15 protein-coding genes and 1 riboswitch are annotated in these 15,403 nt (G+C 60.7%); of the genes, 9 read left to right on the top strand and 6 right to left on the bottom strand.

What is annotated here, in order from left to right; all coding sequences use genetic code 11:
- Nucleotides 1–3: 3 nt before the first annotated feature.
- Nucleotides 4–1,038 (bottom strand): nicotinate-nucleotide--dimethylbenzimidazole phosphoribosyltransferase, encoded by a 1,035-nt coding sequence (cobT, locus tag PH605_RS23115; protein ID WP_003522166.1) that lies wholly within the window; start codon nucleotides 1,036–1,038, stop codon nucleotides 4–6.
- 152 nt (nucleotides 1,039–1,190) lie between these two features.
- Between cobT and PH605_RS23110 the strand changes: the two genes are divergently transcribed.
- The 3 genes from PH605_RS23110 to PH605_RS23100 are packed head-to-tail and all read left to right on the top strand — an operon-like array spanning nucleotide 1,191 to nucleotide 2,891.
- Entirely contained in the window at nucleotides 1,191–1,976 is a 786-nt protein-coding gene (locus tag PH605_RS23110; RefSeq protein ID WP_142846394.1) for an adenosylcobinamide-GDP ribazoletransferase, read from the top strand.
- A 19-nt stretch (nucleotides 1,977–1,995) separates the two neighbouring features.
- Nucleotides 1,996–2,187 carry a DUF1289 domain-containing protein gene (locus tag PH605_RS23105; protein WP_142846396.1) on the top strand — a complete coding sequence of 64 codons (192 nt, stop codon included), beginning with the start codon at nucleotides 1,996–1,998 and terminating at the stop codon, nucleotides 2,185–2,187.
- The gene (locus PH605_RS23100; RefSeq protein ID WP_059760417.1) at nucleotides 2,184–2,891 is read left to right on the top strand and encodes a TIGR02281 family clan AA aspartic protease; all 708 of its coding nucleotides are present in this window, start codon (nucleotides 2,184–2,186) and stop codon (nucleotides 2,889–2,891) included. The genes PH605_RS23105 and PH605_RS23100 overlap by 4 nt, the downstream gene beginning before the upstream one ends.
- A 268-nt stretch (nucleotides 2,892–3,159) precedes the next feature.
- Here PH605_RS23100 and PH605_RS23095 read toward each other — a convergent pair whose 3' ends face one another.
- The gene (locus PH605_RS23095; RefSeq protein WP_125146930.1) at nucleotides 3,160–3,762 is read right to left on the bottom strand and encodes a hypothetical protein; all 603 of its coding nucleotides are present in this window, start codon (nucleotides 3,760–3,762) and stop codon (nucleotides 3,160–3,162) included.
- A 290-nt stretch (nucleotides 3,763–4,052) separates the two neighbouring features.
- A riboswitch (FMN riboswitch) is annotated at nucleotides 4,053–4,203 on the top strand.
- 120 nt (nucleotides 4,204–4,323) lie between these two features.
- Here PH605_RS23095 and ribB point away from each other — a divergent pair.
- Nucleotides 4,324–4,965 carry a 3,4-dihydroxy-2-butanone-4-phosphate synthase gene (gene ribB, locus PH605_RS23090; protein WP_142846398.1) on the top strand — a complete coding sequence of 214 codons (642 nt, stop codon included), beginning with the start codon at nucleotides 4,324–4,326 and terminating at the stop codon, nucleotides 4,963–4,965.
- Nucleotides 4,966–5,234: 269 nt separating this feature from the next.
- Here the strand turns inward: ribB and PH605_RS23085 are convergent, their stop codons facing one another.
- From PH605_RS23085 to PH605_RS23070, 4 genes are all read right to left on the bottom strand, one after another.
- Nucleotides 5,235–6,023: an SDR family oxidoreductase gene (locus tag PH605_RS23085; RefSeq protein ID WP_035262232.1), complete on the bottom strand. Its 789-nt coding sequence runs from the start codon at nucleotides 6,021–6,023 to the stop codon at nucleotides 5,235–5,237.
- 14 nt (nucleotides 6,024–6,037) lie between these two features.
- Entirely contained in the window at nucleotides 6,038–7,516 is a 1,479-nt protein-coding gene (locus PH605_RS23080; protein ID WP_125147032.1) for a sugar ABC transporter ATP-binding protein, read from the bottom strand.
- A gap of 118 nt (nucleotides 7,517–7,634) precedes the next feature.
- Nucleotides 7,635–8,564 (bottom strand): sugar ABC transporter substrate-binding protein, encoded by a 930-nt coding sequence (locus tag PH605_RS23075; RefSeq protein WP_142846400.1) that lies wholly within the window; start codon nucleotides 8,562–8,564, stop codon nucleotides 7,635–7,637.
- Nucleotides 8,565–8,698: 134 nt separating this feature from the next.
- On the bottom strand, nucleotides 8,699–9,679 hold the full coding sequence (locus PH605_RS23070; protein ID WP_065655910.1) for an ABC transporter permease: 981 nt from the start codon (nucleotides 9,677–9,679) through the stop codon (nucleotides 8,699–8,701).
- A gap of 441 nt (nucleotides 9,680–10,120) precedes the next feature.
- Here PH605_RS23070 and PH605_RS23065 point away from each other — a divergent pair, with 441 nt between their 5' ends.
- The 5 genes from PH605_RS23065 to PH605_RS23045 all read left to right on the top strand — a co-directional run bounded on the left by PH605_RS23065 (nucleotide 10,121) and on the right by PH605_RS23045 (nucleotide 15,261).
- Nucleotides 10,121–10,930 (top strand): transketolase, encoded by an 810-nt coding sequence (locus PH605_RS23065; RefSeq protein ID WP_078052753.1) that lies wholly within the window; start codon nucleotides 10,121–10,123, stop codon nucleotides 10,928–10,930.
- Complete coding sequence (locus PH605_RS23060) at nucleotides 10,930–11,886, top strand: transketolase family protein (RefSeq protein WP_142846404.1); 957 nt, start codon at nucleotides 10,930–10,932, stop codon at nucleotides 11,884–11,886. Before PH605_RS23065 ends, PH605_RS23060 begins: the two co-directional genes overlap by 1 nt.
- A 115-nt stretch (nucleotides 11,887–12,001) precedes the next feature.
- Nucleotides 12,002–13,471, top strand: coding sequence for an FGGY family carbohydrate kinase (locus PH605_RS23055; protein ID WP_142846412.1), 1,470 nt, complete (start codon nucleotides 12,002–12,004; stop codon nucleotides 13,469–13,471).
- Between the two features lie 20 nt (nucleotides 13,472–13,491).
- A complete protein-coding gene (locus PH605_RS23050) occupies nucleotides 13,492–14,451 on the top strand; it encodes a sugar-binding transcriptional regulator (RefSeq protein WP_161988008.1) in 960 nt (319 codons plus the stop codon).
- A 24-nt stretch (nucleotides 14,452–14,475) separates the two neighbouring features.
- A complete protein-coding gene (locus PH605_RS23045; protein WP_142846406.1) occupies nucleotides 14,476–15,261 on the top strand; it encodes an SDR family oxidoreductase in 786 nt (261 codons plus the stop codon).
- The last annotated feature ends 142 nt before the right edge of the window (nucleotides 15,262–15,403 follow it).

Here is a 15,403-nt window from a genome sequence, read left to right as displayed (position 1 = left end):
GCCTCAATGGTCGGTGCGGGAGCTGATGCGGGTGTCCACACCCGCCGCTTCGAATGTCGCCATGCCGGAATGGCAGGCGGCGGCGGCCTTGACGATGCCGGCGGCAAGCGCTGCCCCCGTGCCTTCGCCGAGCCGCATGCCAAGCGCCAGAAGCGGCGTCTTGCCGAGCTTTTCGATGGCGGCCAGATGCCCGGGCTCACCCGAGACATGGCCGATCAGGCAATGGTCGAGCGCCGCAGGATTGGCGGCCTTGAGGAGAGCGGCAGCGGCCGTCGCCACATAACCGTCGATCAGCACGGGAATGCGCTGCACGCGGGCAGCAAGGATGGCGCCGGCAATCGCTGCGATCTCGCGTCCGCCGAGACGGCGCATGATCTCCAGCGGATCGGACAGATGATCCTTGTGGAACTCCACCGCTGCCTTCACCGCCGCGATCTTGCGGGCCATGACTTCGCCTTCCGAACCGGTCCCCGGACCGGTCCATTCTTCCGCCGTGCCGCCATAAAGCGCGAGATTGATCGCCGCCGCAATGGTGGTGTTGCCGATACCCATTTCGCCGACGCAGAGAAGATCGGTGCCGCCGGCAATCGCCTCCATGCCGAAGGCCATGGTGGCGGCGCAGTCGCGCTCGGAAAGCGCGGGCTCGCAGGTAATGTCGCCGGTCGGGTAATCGAGCGCCAGATCGAAGATCTTCAGGCCAAGATCGTTTGCAACGCAGATCTGGTTGATCGCCGCACCGCCTGCCGCGAAATTTTCCACCATCTGCTGGGTCACGGATGTCGGATAGGGCGTAACGCCGTGCCGGGTAACGCCATGATTGCCGGCGAAGATCGCCACCAGCGGGCGGGTGACGGCCGGAGAACGGCCGGACCATGCCGCTAGCCACATGGCGATTTCTTCGAGACGTCCGAGCGAACCGGCAGGCTTGGTCAGCTGCGCATTGCGCTCCTTGGCCGCCACAAGCGCGTGCGTATCCGGGCCGGGAAGCTCGCGCAGCAGCGCGCGGAAATCGTCGAAGGGCAATCCGCTCATGCTCATGATATCTGTCTTTCTCGTCGTCGGGTTGGCTGTCGCATCGGCTCATGCGTCCGGAACTTGTGTTTTCCGGCAAATCGGTCTTTGTTGCGCCTCTCATAATCGCGGATGCGCCGCGGAACAACCGGAAATGCAGCGACTGCAACGGAGAGAGCATGAAGGCCGGGGATTTTATAACAGATGTCATGCATTCCCTCGCCTTTCTGAGCCGCCTGCCCGTTCCCTCGCGGTTTTTCGATGATGCCGACGGCGTGTCGATGCGCCGCACCGCCCGCGCCTTTCCCGCCGCCGGCCTGCTGATCGCCCTGCCCGCCGCTTTCCTTATTGTGGTTTTCGCAGCCTTCGACGCCTCTCCGCAGCTCACCGGCTGGCTCGTCATTGGCCTGACGGCGCTCATCACGGGGGCTCTGCATGAAGACGGTCTGGCCGACATGGCCGACGGTTTCGGCAGCGGCAAGGAGAAGGCGCGCATGCTTGAGATCATGAAGGACAGCCGGATCGGCAGCTATGGCACTATTGCCATGATCCTGTCCTTCGCGCTTCGCGCCACCGCACTCGCCTCGCTCATTGAGACGCTGCCGGCAAAAACCGCCGCCGCCGCCCTGATCGCCGCACTTGTCCTGAGCCGCGCCCTGATGGTGTGGCACTGGCAGTCCCTGCCTGCCGCCAAAACCTCCGGCATCGCCGCCGGCGCCGGCCAGCCAGGCTCAAGCGAGCGCAACATCGCGCTGGTGATCGGGCTGCTGCTTTTCACACTCTTCACGCTGCACGCCCTGCCGCTTCTGTCGATTGCCCTCGTGCTGGCGGCAGCCTTTCTGGCGGCCGTCCTTTTCGGCAGGCTCTGCGACAGCAAGATCGGTGGCCATACCGGCGACACCATCGGCGCCTGCCAGCAGATCACGGAGATCGTTACCCTCATCGCCCTTGCCCTTGCGGCGTGACGGCCTGATATAAATCATCATGGAAACACCCTGCATTCATATCTGCCGCCTCGATGAAACCAGCAGCCTCTGCATCGGCTGCGGACGGACGCTGGATGAAATCGGTGGCTGGACGGGGTATAGCGACGAGAAGCGCCGCGAAATCATGCGGTTGCTGCCGCAAAGACTGGCAAACCTGCCCGAGACCGCCAAGGAGACGCATACCGCATGAACAGGCTGACCATCGTTCTCCTCCTGCTGGCCGTCGGCCTTGGCCTGCTTCTCATCAATCACGACGGCGGCCGAACGCTCGGCATCGACAATGATCAATTCGCCCACGTGCTTTATCTTCTGCCCATTGCCGGCCTATTATCCGCCGGCATTCTGGCGGGAAGACGCGGCAGTTTCGGCACCGTCATCCGCCAGCTCGCCGTCTGGCTCGTCATCATTCTCGGCCTCGTCTCGCTCTATCTCTATCGCTACGACCTGCAATCCTTCGGAGACCGGCTGCTGGGCGGCCTGATGCCCGGCCGCGCCGTGGTGGTGACGACAGCCGGCGGCGAACAGGAAATCGTCCTGCACAAATCGATGAGCGGCCATTTCGAAGCGAATGTCGGCGTCGAGGGCAAGACGATCCACATGTTGGTCGATACCGGTGCAAGTTCCGTGGTGCTCGCCAATGCGGATGCGACCGCAATCGGCATCGACACCGCAAATCTCCGCTATACCGTACCGGTGATGACCGCGAATGGCCGCACGGCGGCAGCACCCGTCACCCTTTCGGAAATCAGCATTGGCCCGATCATGCGACGCAACATCCCCGCCCTCGTCGCGCAGGATGGCCAATTGGGCCAAAGCCTGCTCGGCATGAGCTTCCTGTCGACGCTCGGTTCGCTGCAGATGCAGACCGATGAATTGCGATTGCGGGATCGGTAAGCTGCTCTCGGAGAAGGCACCTTATCTTGCGATCAAACGCCCCCATCACAATATATGTGAAGTAACGAGGAAAGGGTTGATCAACGCTGACCCGCTGAAGCAGTGGCTTATCTCGAAAAATACCGCCACCTCGGCAAATCATTGACAGGCCGCATTGACCATGAGACAAGATTACATATTCAACGCAGGAGTTCTCAACATGATCGGTCCAGATCCTATCCTACTTTGATCTAAACGTCCTTCCACTGTAGAGAAGCGAAGCGTCGAACTATGGTTTCGGCGCTTTTTGGTTTTTTGAGATGCCCGGCGAACGGATTTTTCGCTTTAGTTTGTATCCCCTGTATTTTCCTTCCATTGTCTGCAAAAGCTTCTCGCCGGTTTTCTTTGCCTCTTCCGCGTGCTCGTAGAGGCTACGAATGGCACTCTCCCGACCCTCGAGTGAAATATTGGTGAAACTCTTACGGTATATTCCATCTATCTTGGCGCGGATTTTATCCAGAACACCATAGAAATAGACGACATCGCCAATATACTCTCTTCCAGTGGCCGATATGGAATCGATATTCTTCAGATAAAAATGGGTGTGACGCGCATCTGTAATATGCGGGACGAAATCTTTGTTTTCCTTGATGCGTTCCCTGAAAGTCACATAGGAAATAGGTGCGGCAAGGAAGATCGCCATATCGGCTGTATTAAAGTCGATTTCCGCATACAGGGACCGAATGAATTTCTCTTTTTCTCGCGATTTTTTCCAGAATCCTACGCCCACCGCTACAAATTGTCCAAGTATCCACAGCGTGAACGCTGTAGAAGCCGCGACCAACGCGGCAAGCAATTGCGGGCTTTCAGATATTTGCTGCGTCGCTGACATGCAACAATTCCCTTAAATATAAGAAAATACATATTGCGATAATGACAATATAAAAATCACAAGACGCCAATATTAACAACATAAATACGATACTTCAGATGGCGAACTGGCCAAGATTGCGCCGCCAATATCAAATCGGTCTCGATAGAAAAACACAGTAGGAACTCGACCTGAAACGGGCGGAACTAAAATGCTCGTAGAAACGCCTTTCCAAGAGATTTCTTTCTGCCCGGCACCCGCCCAACGAACCATTGCCCCTTGATTCCTTCCCATTTGATAATTTATGTTGGTTCTGTTCTCAGGGCGGGGTGCAATTCCCCACCGGCGGTATCGGGATTTTTCCCGGAGCCCGCGAGCGCTTCCGGTCTCCAAAGCCGGAAGGTCAGCAGATCCGGTGAGAGGCCGGAGCCGACGGTATAGTCCGGATGGAAGAGGACAAGGCATAGGACGCCCGCGCGTGAGCGGGCTTCGAATTGCATTGTTCGCCCAAGGGATATTTGGCGCTTCTCGAAGCGCGAAAATGCCGCAAAACGGCATAACCCTTGAAAGGCTTGAAAGAAAATGACCATTGCCAAAATTGAAGACGCGATCGAAGCCATTTCCCGTGGTGAGATGGTGATTGTGGTTGACGACGAAGACCGCGAAAATGAAGGCGATATCATCGCCGCCTCCGACAGCATCACCCCACAGCAGATCGCCTTCATGATGAACCATGCGCGCGGGCTGATCTGCGTCGCCATGCCGGGCGAGCGTCTCGATGCGCTCGATATTCCGCTGATGGTGTCGCGCAACACCGAATCCCTCAAGACGGCCTTCACCGTCTCGGTGGACTATATTCCGGGCACCACCACCGGCATTTCCGCCGCCGACCGCGCAAAGACAGTGCGTGCGCTGGTATCGGAAGAATCGCGCCCGGAAGATTTCGCCCGCCCCGGCCACATCTTCCCGCTGCGCGCCAACCCGCACGGCGTTCTCGGCCGCACCGGGCACACCGAAGCAGCTGTGGACCTCTGCCGCCTCGCCGGCAAATATCCCTGCGGCACCATCTGCGAAGTCGCCAATGACGACGGCACCATGGCCCGCCTGCCCCAGCTCGAAGTCTTCGCCGAACGCCACGGCCTGCTGGTCGTGACGATCAAGGACCTTGTTGCTTACCTCAAGGGCGAGGTTGTCGAGGAAGTCGCGCAGAAGCAGGTCGCTTGAGCTGCTGCTCGCGGTGTGAATACAAAAACGCCCGGCGCAAGCCGGGCGTGATGCCTGTGAAACCGTCTGGTCCTCTTCCGTCATGCCGGACTTGATCCGGCATCCAGCCACGGCGCGTCTGCGCCGTGAGAAGAGTATTTTGCGATCAAAGACTTGATCGCGCTGGACCCCGGATCAAGTCCGGGGTGACGGAGGGAAAAGCCGCGTCAGCCTGACCCATAGGTCTGGCGCGCCCCATCATCCACCTCAGCGCTACCGCGTCGAAAACCCTACCAGCAGCAGAAACCACCATCCACCAGTAGATCCACGCCCGTCACGAAGCTCGCCGCATCGGAGAGCAGGAAGATCGCCGGACCGACCATCTCATCGACGCCCGCCATGCGCTGCATCGGCGTCTGTTCTTCGAAGAGCTTCGTCTGGTGCACCATTTCCGGCCGCGTGTTCATCGGCGTCGCCGTGTAACCGGGCGAGATGGTGTTGACGCGGATGCCGCGACCCACCCACTCCATCGCCATGGATTTCGACATGTGGATGACACCCGCCTTCGAGGCATTGTAGTGGCACTGCATCAGCCCGCGATTGACGATGACGCCGGACATGGAGGCGATGTTGACGATTGCGCCGCGCCCGTTCTTCAGCATGGCATTGGCTTCCGCCTGGCAGGACAGGAAAACGCCCTTCAGGTTTATGTCCATCATCGTCTGGAACTGGCTTTCCTCCATCTCCTCGGCAGGATTGGCATTGGCGATGCCGGCCGCATTGACGGCGAGTGAAAGCGCGCCAAGCTCCGCCTCAGTACGCGCAACCGCATCGGTTAACGCCTCTTTGCTGGTCACGTCAGCGGCAATCTGGATCGACTTGCGCCCGGCCTTGGCGATGAAATCGGCCGTCTGCGCTAGGCCGTCATCGGTGCGGCGGTCAAGCAGCGCGACATTGGCGCCGGACTGGGCAAGCCCCATGGCGATCCGCTGGCCGATGCCGGAACCGGCGCCGGTGACGAGCGCCACCTGGCCGGAAAGATCGAACAGTTTCGGCGCGTTGAGGGTGATGGTGGACATTTCTGTTTCCTTCTTCAGATGGTCGCCAGTTCCATGACCGAGACGTCGTTTGCTTCGTCACGGTTGAGGATGCCGGCCTGTTTTCCCTGCGCAAGCACGAGGATGCGGTTCGAAACGCCCAGCACCTCCTCGAGATCGGAGCTGACGACGATGACGGCCACGCCGCTTTTGGCCAGATCGACGATGATATCGTAAATGCCCGCCCGCGCGCCGACATCGATGCCGCGCGTCGGCTCGTCCAGCACCACCACGCGCGGATTGCGGGCAAGCCATTTGGCAATGACCACCTTCTGCTGGTTGCCGCCGGAAAGATCAGATGCCGGCTGTTCGCTACGGCCCTTCACGCCAAACTTGGCGATGGCCTCCTTGGTAAAGGCGCGCTTGATACGCGGCGTGATCCAGCCGGTGCCTACGCGGTCGAGATTGGCATAGATCAGGTTTTCGCCGATCTCGTGCTCCACCACCAGCCCCTGCAATTTGCGGTCTTCCGGCACCATGACGATGCCCTTTGCAATCGCATCCGCCGGGCTTTTCAGCGTCAGCACCTTGCCATCCAGCAGCACCTCACCCGCACTCGTCGGATCGGCGCCGGAAATGGCCCGCACCAGTTCGGTGCGTCCCGCGCCGATAAGACCGGCAATACCGAGAATTTCACCGGCGCGAACGCCGAAGCTAATGTCGCGGAAGGCATTGGTCGCGCCGGTCAGCCCCTTGACCTCCAGCACCACCTTGTCCTGCGGTTCCGGCAGCGTCGGAAACAGGCGTTCCAGCGAGCGGCCGACCATGCTTTCGACAATGGTTCGTACCGGCGTCGCGCTATCGGCGAATTCATGCACCCGCTCGCCATCGCGCAACACGACGATGCGGTCGGTGATCTGTTTGATCTCTTCCATGCGGTGAGAAATATAGATGATGCCCACGCCCTCGGCGCGCAGCTTGCGCACCTGCTCGAACAGCGCCTGCGTTTCCGCGCCGCCAAGTGCCGCCGTTGGCTCGTCGAGGATCAGAAGTTTGGCGTCCAGCGCCAGCGCCTTGGCGATTTCAATCAGCTGCTGATTGGCAGTCGAAAGACCCGCCACCTTGCGGGTCGCGGGAATGTGAAGGTTGAGACGCGCCAATTGCTGCTGGGCTCTGCGCACCATCTCGGCACGGTCGACAACGCCGTTCTTCATCGGCCAGCGGCCAATGAACACGTTTTCGGCGATGGAAAGCTCCGGCAGGAGCTTCAATTCCTGATGGATGAGGACGATACCCTTGTCTATCGCCTCTCGCGGCGAAGACGGTGCATAGGGCTGGCCGAGCCATGTCATCGTGCCTTCGGACGGCTCGCGCGAACCGGCGATGATGCCTGACAGCGTGGACTTGCCCGCGCCGTTTTCACCCAGCAGGGCCACCACTTCGCCGGGATAAACGTCGAGATCGACGTTTTTCAGGACCTCGAGCGGACCGTAACGTTTGCTGATGCCACGGAGCGAAAGAACCGGCTCGCGCATGACGGGACCTCCCAGGACATGATCGCGGCGGAGATCCGCCACAGCCTTGTGTCCAAATTGCATAAAGACAAACCAATGAATGCCCCGCGCATCCCAGCGGACGCGCGGGGCGGATGCATCAGGGATGGTTGGCGATGAAGCCTTCGACATTTTCCTTGGTGGTCAGCGTCGCATCGGAAAGCTGCACTGCCGGAACCTTCTCACCGCCGACGATCTTGACGGCCATCTCGACAGCCATGCGGCCCATCTTCTGGGTCTGCTGCGTCGCGGTCACGTCGAAGACGCCGTTCTTCAGCGCCTCAAGCGCTGCCGTATCACCATCAAAGCCGCCAACGACGATCTTCTGCGAAGGGTTGGCGACCTTGATCGCCTGCGCCGCGCCGAGCGCCAGACCGTCGGCCTGTGCAAAGACGATGGAAACATCCGGATTGGCCTGCAGCATGTTCTGCATGATCTGGAAGCCTTCATCCTGGCTCCACATGTTGGACCACTGTTCCGCAACGATCTTCACGCCGGAATTGGCCTTCACCGACTCCATGCAGCCCTTGGTGCGGTCCACTTCCGGCGTCGTGCCCTTCTGGCCGTGGATGATGACCATCTTGCCCGAACCGCCGGCCTGCTTGATGATGTAATCGCAAACCGCCTTGGCGGAGGCGACGGAATCGGTGGCGAGGAAGGTATCGCCCGGCGCGCCATCGGCATTGCGGTCGATGTTGATGACCGGAACGCCGGCGGCCTTGGCAAGCTTTACCGGAACGGTCGCGGCAGCGGCACCGGCCGGAATATAGATCAGCGCATCGATATTCTGGGTCAGCAGATCCTGGATCTGGTTCACCTGCGTCGGGCCATCGCCCTTGGCATCGACGGTGACGACTGCAATGCCGCGCGTCTTGGCTTCGGCCTCAACGGCCTGCTTGATCTGGTTGAAGAAGTTCGCCTGCAGATTGGCGACGGCAAGGCCGATCTTCTTGACTTCGGCGGCATTGGCGGAGCCGAGCGACAGGGCGAGAAGGGCAGCGGATGTCAGCAGAATGCGTGAAAATTTCATGATTATTCCTCCATTTGTTGATTGTTGACCTTCGGGCAGATCGAACCTCCTCCCCTCCGGCCGTTTATTTCACGCCTCCCCAATAAGGAGGGTCGTTTATTGCGCGGACGGCTCAGCACCGTCCGCAGGCAAATTCAGCTTCTGCGGCGGCGCAGGGTTTCAGCACCCACGGCCAGCACGATGACGACACCGATGATGACCTGCTGCAAAAAGGGAGAGACGTTGAGCAGGTTGAGGCCGTTGCGCAGCACGCCGATGATCAGCACGCCGATCAGCGTTCCGCCGATGCCGCCCGCACCGCCCGAAAGCGAGGTTCCGCCGATGACGACGGCCGCAATCGTATCCAGCTCGTAACCGAAGCCGCTGGAGGGCTGTACCGAGTCGAGACGTGCCGCAAGAACGATGCCGGCGAGACCGGCAAGAACTGCACAGGCGACATAAACGCAGATCGTCACCAGCGGCACATTGATGCCGGCAAGGCGCGCCACTTCCGGGTTACCGCCGACCGCATAGACCGTCCGGCCTTCCGAACGGAAGCGCAGGAACAACCAGGAAACCAGAACGACGACGAGCATCAAAAGCACGGTCGCTGTCAGCACGCCGAAATGGCGGTCGATTGCCAGCATCATGAACCAGTCAGGGAAACCGACAATCTGCTGTCCATCGGTGATCATGTTGGCGAGACCGCGCGCCACCGACATCATGGCCAGCGTGGCGATGAAGGCCGGCACGCGGAAGGCAGTGACGAGAATACCGACTACGAGGCCGCAGGCGGCGGACGCGATCAGCGCCAGCACGATGGCCATGCCCATCGGCATGCCCGCCACATTGGCCGTCCAGCCCATGATCATCATCGACAGCGCCAAAACCGAGCCGACAGACAGATCGATGCCGCCAAGCAGGATAACGAAGGTCATGCCGACGGCCATGATGCCGAGAACGGTGATCTGGTCGAGAATGTTGAGCCCATTGCGCAGCGACAGGAAATTCTCGCTGGCGAAGGTCAGAAACACGCAGAGCAGCAGCAGGCCCAAAAGAGGTCCGGTCGCTCCGCTCAACCAGGCAAGCGGGCTCCTGGTGTGCGTGACCCCCTCATTGCGTTCAATCGCGGACATGGCTCCTCCCGGTGACTGTCTTGCATTTTTTAAACCGATTAGAATAATTATTCATCATCGGTGAAACATGCATAAGCCAGTTTCGAGAAGGTTGTCAATAGGGCGTTAATGGCGAGGCCTGCCGTGAACAAGGACAGGCGGCTTTCAGCCTGCCGCCTCTCTACTCATTCCTGTGCTCGTCAGAGGAATCCAGTCGACGCGCGTCTGCGCGGCGGGAAGAGCCCTTTCAGCCCAAGGACTTGGGCTGACTGGATTCCTGTGACAAGCACAGGAATGAGGGCTGTGGAGATGCTCTTCACCGTGAATGCGAATGTAGTGGCAGAAATAACCAGCACGGATTGAAACAAGAGAATCCGCAATTCCATCTTGACAGAAACGCCATCTCTGCAATTATATAAATAGCTGTATAAATATTCACACACATGTTTTGAAGAGGATTCCATGCAGTCCCAGGAGCTAGAGCGCATTGCGCGCCAGATTCGCCTTCGCGACGTACAGGCTGTTTTTGAAGCGGGTGCGGGCCATGTCGGCGGCGAAATGTCGGCTATCGACATCATGACGGCCCTTTATTTCCGCGTCCTGCGCATCTGGCCGGATGATCCGAAGAACCCTGCCCGCGACCGCTTCGTGCTTTCCAAGGGCCATACGGCCTGCGCGCTGTATGTGACGTTGGCCAAGCGCGGTTTCATCCCGGAAGAGGAAATCTCGACCTTCCTGCAGCCGAATTCGCGCCTCAACGGGCATCCGAACTGTAACAAGGTGCCGGGTGTGGAAACCAATACCGGCCCGCTCGGTCACGGACTGCCGGTTGCCGTCGGCATGGCCAAGGCGGCCAAGCTTTCCGGTGCGGACTACCACACCTATGTCATGACCGGCGACGGCGAGATGCAGGAAGGCTCCAACTGGGAAGCCATCATGTCCGCCGCACAGTTCGGCCTGAACAACCTGACGCTGATCGTCGATCACAACCGCTTCCAGCAGGGTGCGGCGCTTTCGGAAACCAATGATGTCGCGCCGCTTCGCCCGAAGCTCGAGGCTTTCGGCTGGGAAGTCAGCGAAATCAACGGCAATGCCATGGCGGAAGTCGTGCCGGCGCTGGAGCATCGCGGCGACCGCCCGCATTGCATCGTCGCCCACACCAACAAGGGCCACGGCATTTCCTTCATGCAGGACCGCGTCGACTGGCACCATAAGGTTCCGAGCAGGGAACAATATGAAATCGCCGTCAAAGAACTTTCGGAGACATTGTGATGAACGCGCCCGTAACCGCCGCCAAGCTTTATGACTGCCGCGACGCCTTCGCGGAAACGCTGGAAGCGCTGGCCGCCGGCAATGACAGGGTCGTCGCCGTCTGCAACGATTCGGTCGGCTCCTCGAAGCTCGGCGGCTTCAAGTCGAAATTCCCCGAGCGCCTCGTCAATGTCGGTATCGCCGAACAGAACATGGTCGGCGTTGGCGCCGGTCTCGCCAATGGCGGCCAGTTGCCCTTCGTCTGCGGCGCATCCTGCTTCCTCACCGGCCGCGCGCTGGAGCAGATCAAGGCCGACCTTGCTTATTCCAACGCCAATGTGAAGCTGATCGGCATATCCTCGGGCATGGCCTATGGCGAACTCGGCCCGACGCATCATTCCATCGAGGATTTCGCCTGGACCCGCGTTCTGCCGAACCTGCCGGTCATCGCCCCCTGCGACCGCATCGAGACGGCGGCCGCCGTCAAATGGGCAGCAGACTATGCCGGCCCGTGCTTCCTGCGCCTGTCGCGCGTCGGCGTGCCGGATCTGCTCCCGGAGGGCCATGTCTTCGAACTCGGCCGCGCCAACCTGCTGCGTGAAGGTTCCGACGTCACGCTGATCGCCAACGGCACGCTGACCCACCGCATCGTCAAGGCCGCCGATATTCTGGCCAGCCGCGGCATCAAGGCTCGGGTTTTGAACATGGCGACCGTGCGTCCCATCGATGAGGCGGCCATCGTCGCAGCAGCAAAGGAAACCGGCGCGATCCTGACGGCCGAGGAACATTCGATCTTCGGCGGCCTCGGCTCGGCCATTGCCGAAGTCGTGGTCGAACAGGCCCCCGTACCGATGAAGCGCCTCGGCGTTCCGGGCGTCTTCGCCCATACGGGTTCTGCCGAATGGTTGCTCGATGAATTCGGCATGGCGCCGGCCGCCATTGCGGATGCGGCCGAAGCGCTGATCAAGAGAAAATAAAGTCTCCTCCCAGAGTCGTCGCGTGTCTTCGGATGCGCGGCGACACCTTTTCTGCAATATCGTCGTTTAATCGCCGCAAGGCGGAAACGAAAACTGCCGACGAAAGACTCCCATGATGCGCGCCATTTTGTCCATCGATCAGGGCACCACCAATTCCAAGGCCATTCTCGTCTCGGAAAGCGGAGAACTGCTGGCGCGCGGCTCATCACCGGTCGGCATCGCCTATCCGCAGCCCGGCTGGGTGGAACAGGAACCGCAGCGCATCTGGGCCTCGGTCTGCGAAGCAATCTCCGCCTGCCTCGCCGCCGCACCCTCCGCCGTCGATGTCGCGGCCATCGCCATTTCCAACCAGCGCGAATCCGTAACCATCTGGGATGGCGAAACCGGCGAGCCGCTCGGCCCGGTGCTCAGCTGGCAATGCCGCCGCACGGCGCAGGATTGCGCCGAACTGATCGAGAAGGGCCATTCCGAGCGCGTCATGGCGCTGACCGGCCTGCCGATCGACCCGATGTTTCCGGGCGCAAAAATGCGCTGGCTGCTGGAGCGCGCCCCGAAGGGCCGCAGGCTCCGTATCGGCACCATCGACAGCTGGCTCATCCATTGCTTCACCGGCGGCAAGGTGCATGCCTGCGATGCCTCCAACGCCGCCCGCAGCCAGGTACTCGATCTAAACCGGCAGGTCTGGAGCGATGAGCTTTGCGAGCTCTTCGGCATCGACATCAACGCCCTGCCCGATCTGCGCGACAGCAGCGGCGATTTTGGCGTCACATCAGGCGTTCCCGGCATCAAGGACGGCACGCCGATCCTCGCCGCCATCGGCGACAGCCACGCTGCTCTCTTCGGCCATGGCGCCTTCAATCCGGGCGATGGCAAGGTCACTTTCGGCACCGGCTCCTCGGTCATGACAACCCTGCCGCATTTCATCGCGCCCGAACGCGGCATCACCACCACCGTCGCATGGCGGCTCGGCGGCAAACCGACCTTCGCCTTCGAGGGCAATATTCTCGTTTCGGCCGCCTCCCTGCCCTGGATGACGGAGATACTCGGCCTGCCGGATGTCAGCGCCCTTGTCGAGCTGGCCGCCACTGCTGAGCCAAACGGCCCCGGCTTCGTCCCAGCCTTCGTTGGCCTTGGCGCACCCTATTGGGATACCAATGCGCGTGCGCTTTTCTCCCAGATCAATTTCAGCACCACGCGTGCCCAGATGGCCCGCGCCGTCACCGATTCCATCGCCTTTCAGGTCCATGACGTCTTCGCCGCCATGCGCGCGCAGTCGCCTTCCGGTTTCGGGCGCCTGTTCGTGGATGGCGGCCCGAGCCAGAATCGTTTCCTGATGCAATGCGTGGCCGACATGCTGCAACACCCCGTCATCCAGCGTGACGCGCCGGAAGCCTCGGCACTGGGTGCCGCCTATCTCGCCGGCCTCGCCCTCGGTGTCTGGAGCGATCTCGATGCCATCGCGGCCCTGAACAGCAACGGCAACACCATCGCGCCGTCCGCGAGCGAAAACAGCCAGCAGCTCGGCATCTGGCGCGATGCGATTGCCCGCTCGACCTTGCCTGTAACCTCGGGTAATGGTGAATAAAAATTCACCCTGGAGGGCTTATGGGCAGGCTAAACGAACTTCGAATGATTTCCCGCGTGGCGCAGATGTATTTCAGCGAGCACAAACGTCAGGCGGAAATCGCCCAGCATCTCAATCTCTCGCAAGCCACCGTCTCGCGCATGTTGAAGCGCGCCGAGGCGGAAGGCATCGTCCGCACCAGCATCATTCCGCCGCCCGGTACCTATAGCGATCTGGAAGCGCAACTGCGCGAACGTTTCGACCTGCCGGAAGCCATCGTTGTCGATTGCAGCGAAGATCGCGACGGCGCGATCATGGCCCGCATTGGCGAAGCGGCGGCGCATTTTCTCGAGGTGACACTGTCGCAGAACGAGATCATCGGTGTTTCCAGCTGGAGCCAGACGATCTTCAAGATGGTGGAAAACATCCACCCGCTAAAAGGCGCCAAGGCGCGCTATATCGTGCAGACGCTGGGAGGCATGGGCGACCCATCGGTACAGACGCATGCGACCCAGATCACCACGCGTCTGGCGCGGCTGACGGAGGCTGAACCGAAACTGCTGCCGGTACCGGGCGTCGCCACATCCCGCGAGGCGAAGCTGTTGATGCTCGCCGATCCCTTCGTGCGCGAAACAATCGATCTCTTCGGGTCGATCACCCTCGCCGTCGTCGGCGTCGGTGCGGTCGAGCCGTCGGAGCTTCTCGCCCGTTCCGGCAACATCTTTTCCGCCAAGGAACTCGCCGATCTCGCGCAGGCAGGTGCGGTCGGCGACATCTCGCTGCGCTTCTTCGACAAGGACGGCAAACCGGTGAAGACTCCGCTCGACGACCGGGTCATCGGCCTGCCGCTGGAAAACCTCTCCAATGTCGACCGTGTCATTGCGCTCGCCGGCGGTTCGAAAAAGACCGAGGCGATTGCCGGTGCGCTCAGAACCGGTGTGATCGACGTGCTCGTCACCGACAAATTCACCGCCGAACGACTGGTCGGCCAGGAAACATAGCCAAAATCCCATAAAGGAGGAGACATGAGGCGCTTTGAAGGTCAATCCGTATTCGTGACCGGAGGCAACAAGGGCATCGGTTACGGCATCGCCCGCCGTTTTGCCGAGGAAGGCGCGAAAGTCGCCATCGCCTCTGTCGACAAAGACACGCAGGACACCGCGAAAAAACTCGCTGACGAAACCGGCAGCGTCACCCATGGCGTGATCCTCGACGTTCGGGATGCGGCAGCGGTGCGCGAGGCCTATGGTGCCGCCGAAGAGGCGATCGGCCCGCTTTCCATCTCCGTCCAGAACGCCGGCGTCATCACCATTTCGAAGATCGAGGAACTGACGCAGGAACAGTGGGATTTCAATCTCGACGTCAATACCAAGGGCGCGTTCCTCTGCTGCCAGGAGGCGATCCGCCGCTTCCGCGAAAGCGGCACCAAGGGCCGCCTCGTCAACACCGCCTCCGGTCAGGCGCGGCAGGGTTTCATCTATACCCCGCATTACGCCGCCTCGAAGTTCGGCGTCGTCGGCCTGACGCAGAGCCTTGCCAAGGAACTCGCGCCGGAAGGCATTACCGTCAACGCCATTTGCCCAGGCATCATCCACACCGAAATGTGGGACTATAACGACCGCGTCTGGGGCCAGATGCTGGGTGAGTACAAGCCCGGCGAACTGATGGCCGAATGGGTGCGCAACATCCCCATGCGCCGCGCCGGAACGCCCGCCGAAGTCGCCGCACTGGTGGCGTTTCTGGCTTCCGACGACGCGGCCTATATCACCGGCCAGACGATCAATGTCGATGGTGGGTTGATTATGTCGTAAAGGGGCTTGCTAAAGCCTCTCCTCCGTCATCCTCGGGCTTGTCCCACTACTGTCCGGTTTAAATTTGCGGCCATTGGAAGGCCATCTGGTTTTGGTTTCTGGGTTTGTCTGGTGGCGGGTTTAGAAGCCGATCGGTGCGTCG

Origin of the sequence: Agrobacterium sp. CFBP 3001 (genome assembly GCF_027871605.1) — a bacterium.
Classification (GTDB): domain Bacteria; phylum Pseudomonadota; class Alphaproteobacteria; order Rhizobiales; family Rhizobiaceae; genus Agrobacterium; species Agrobacterium leguminum.
Note: the sequence above shows the minus strand (reverse complement) of the source record. Positions and strands in the feature narration are given on the sequence as shown.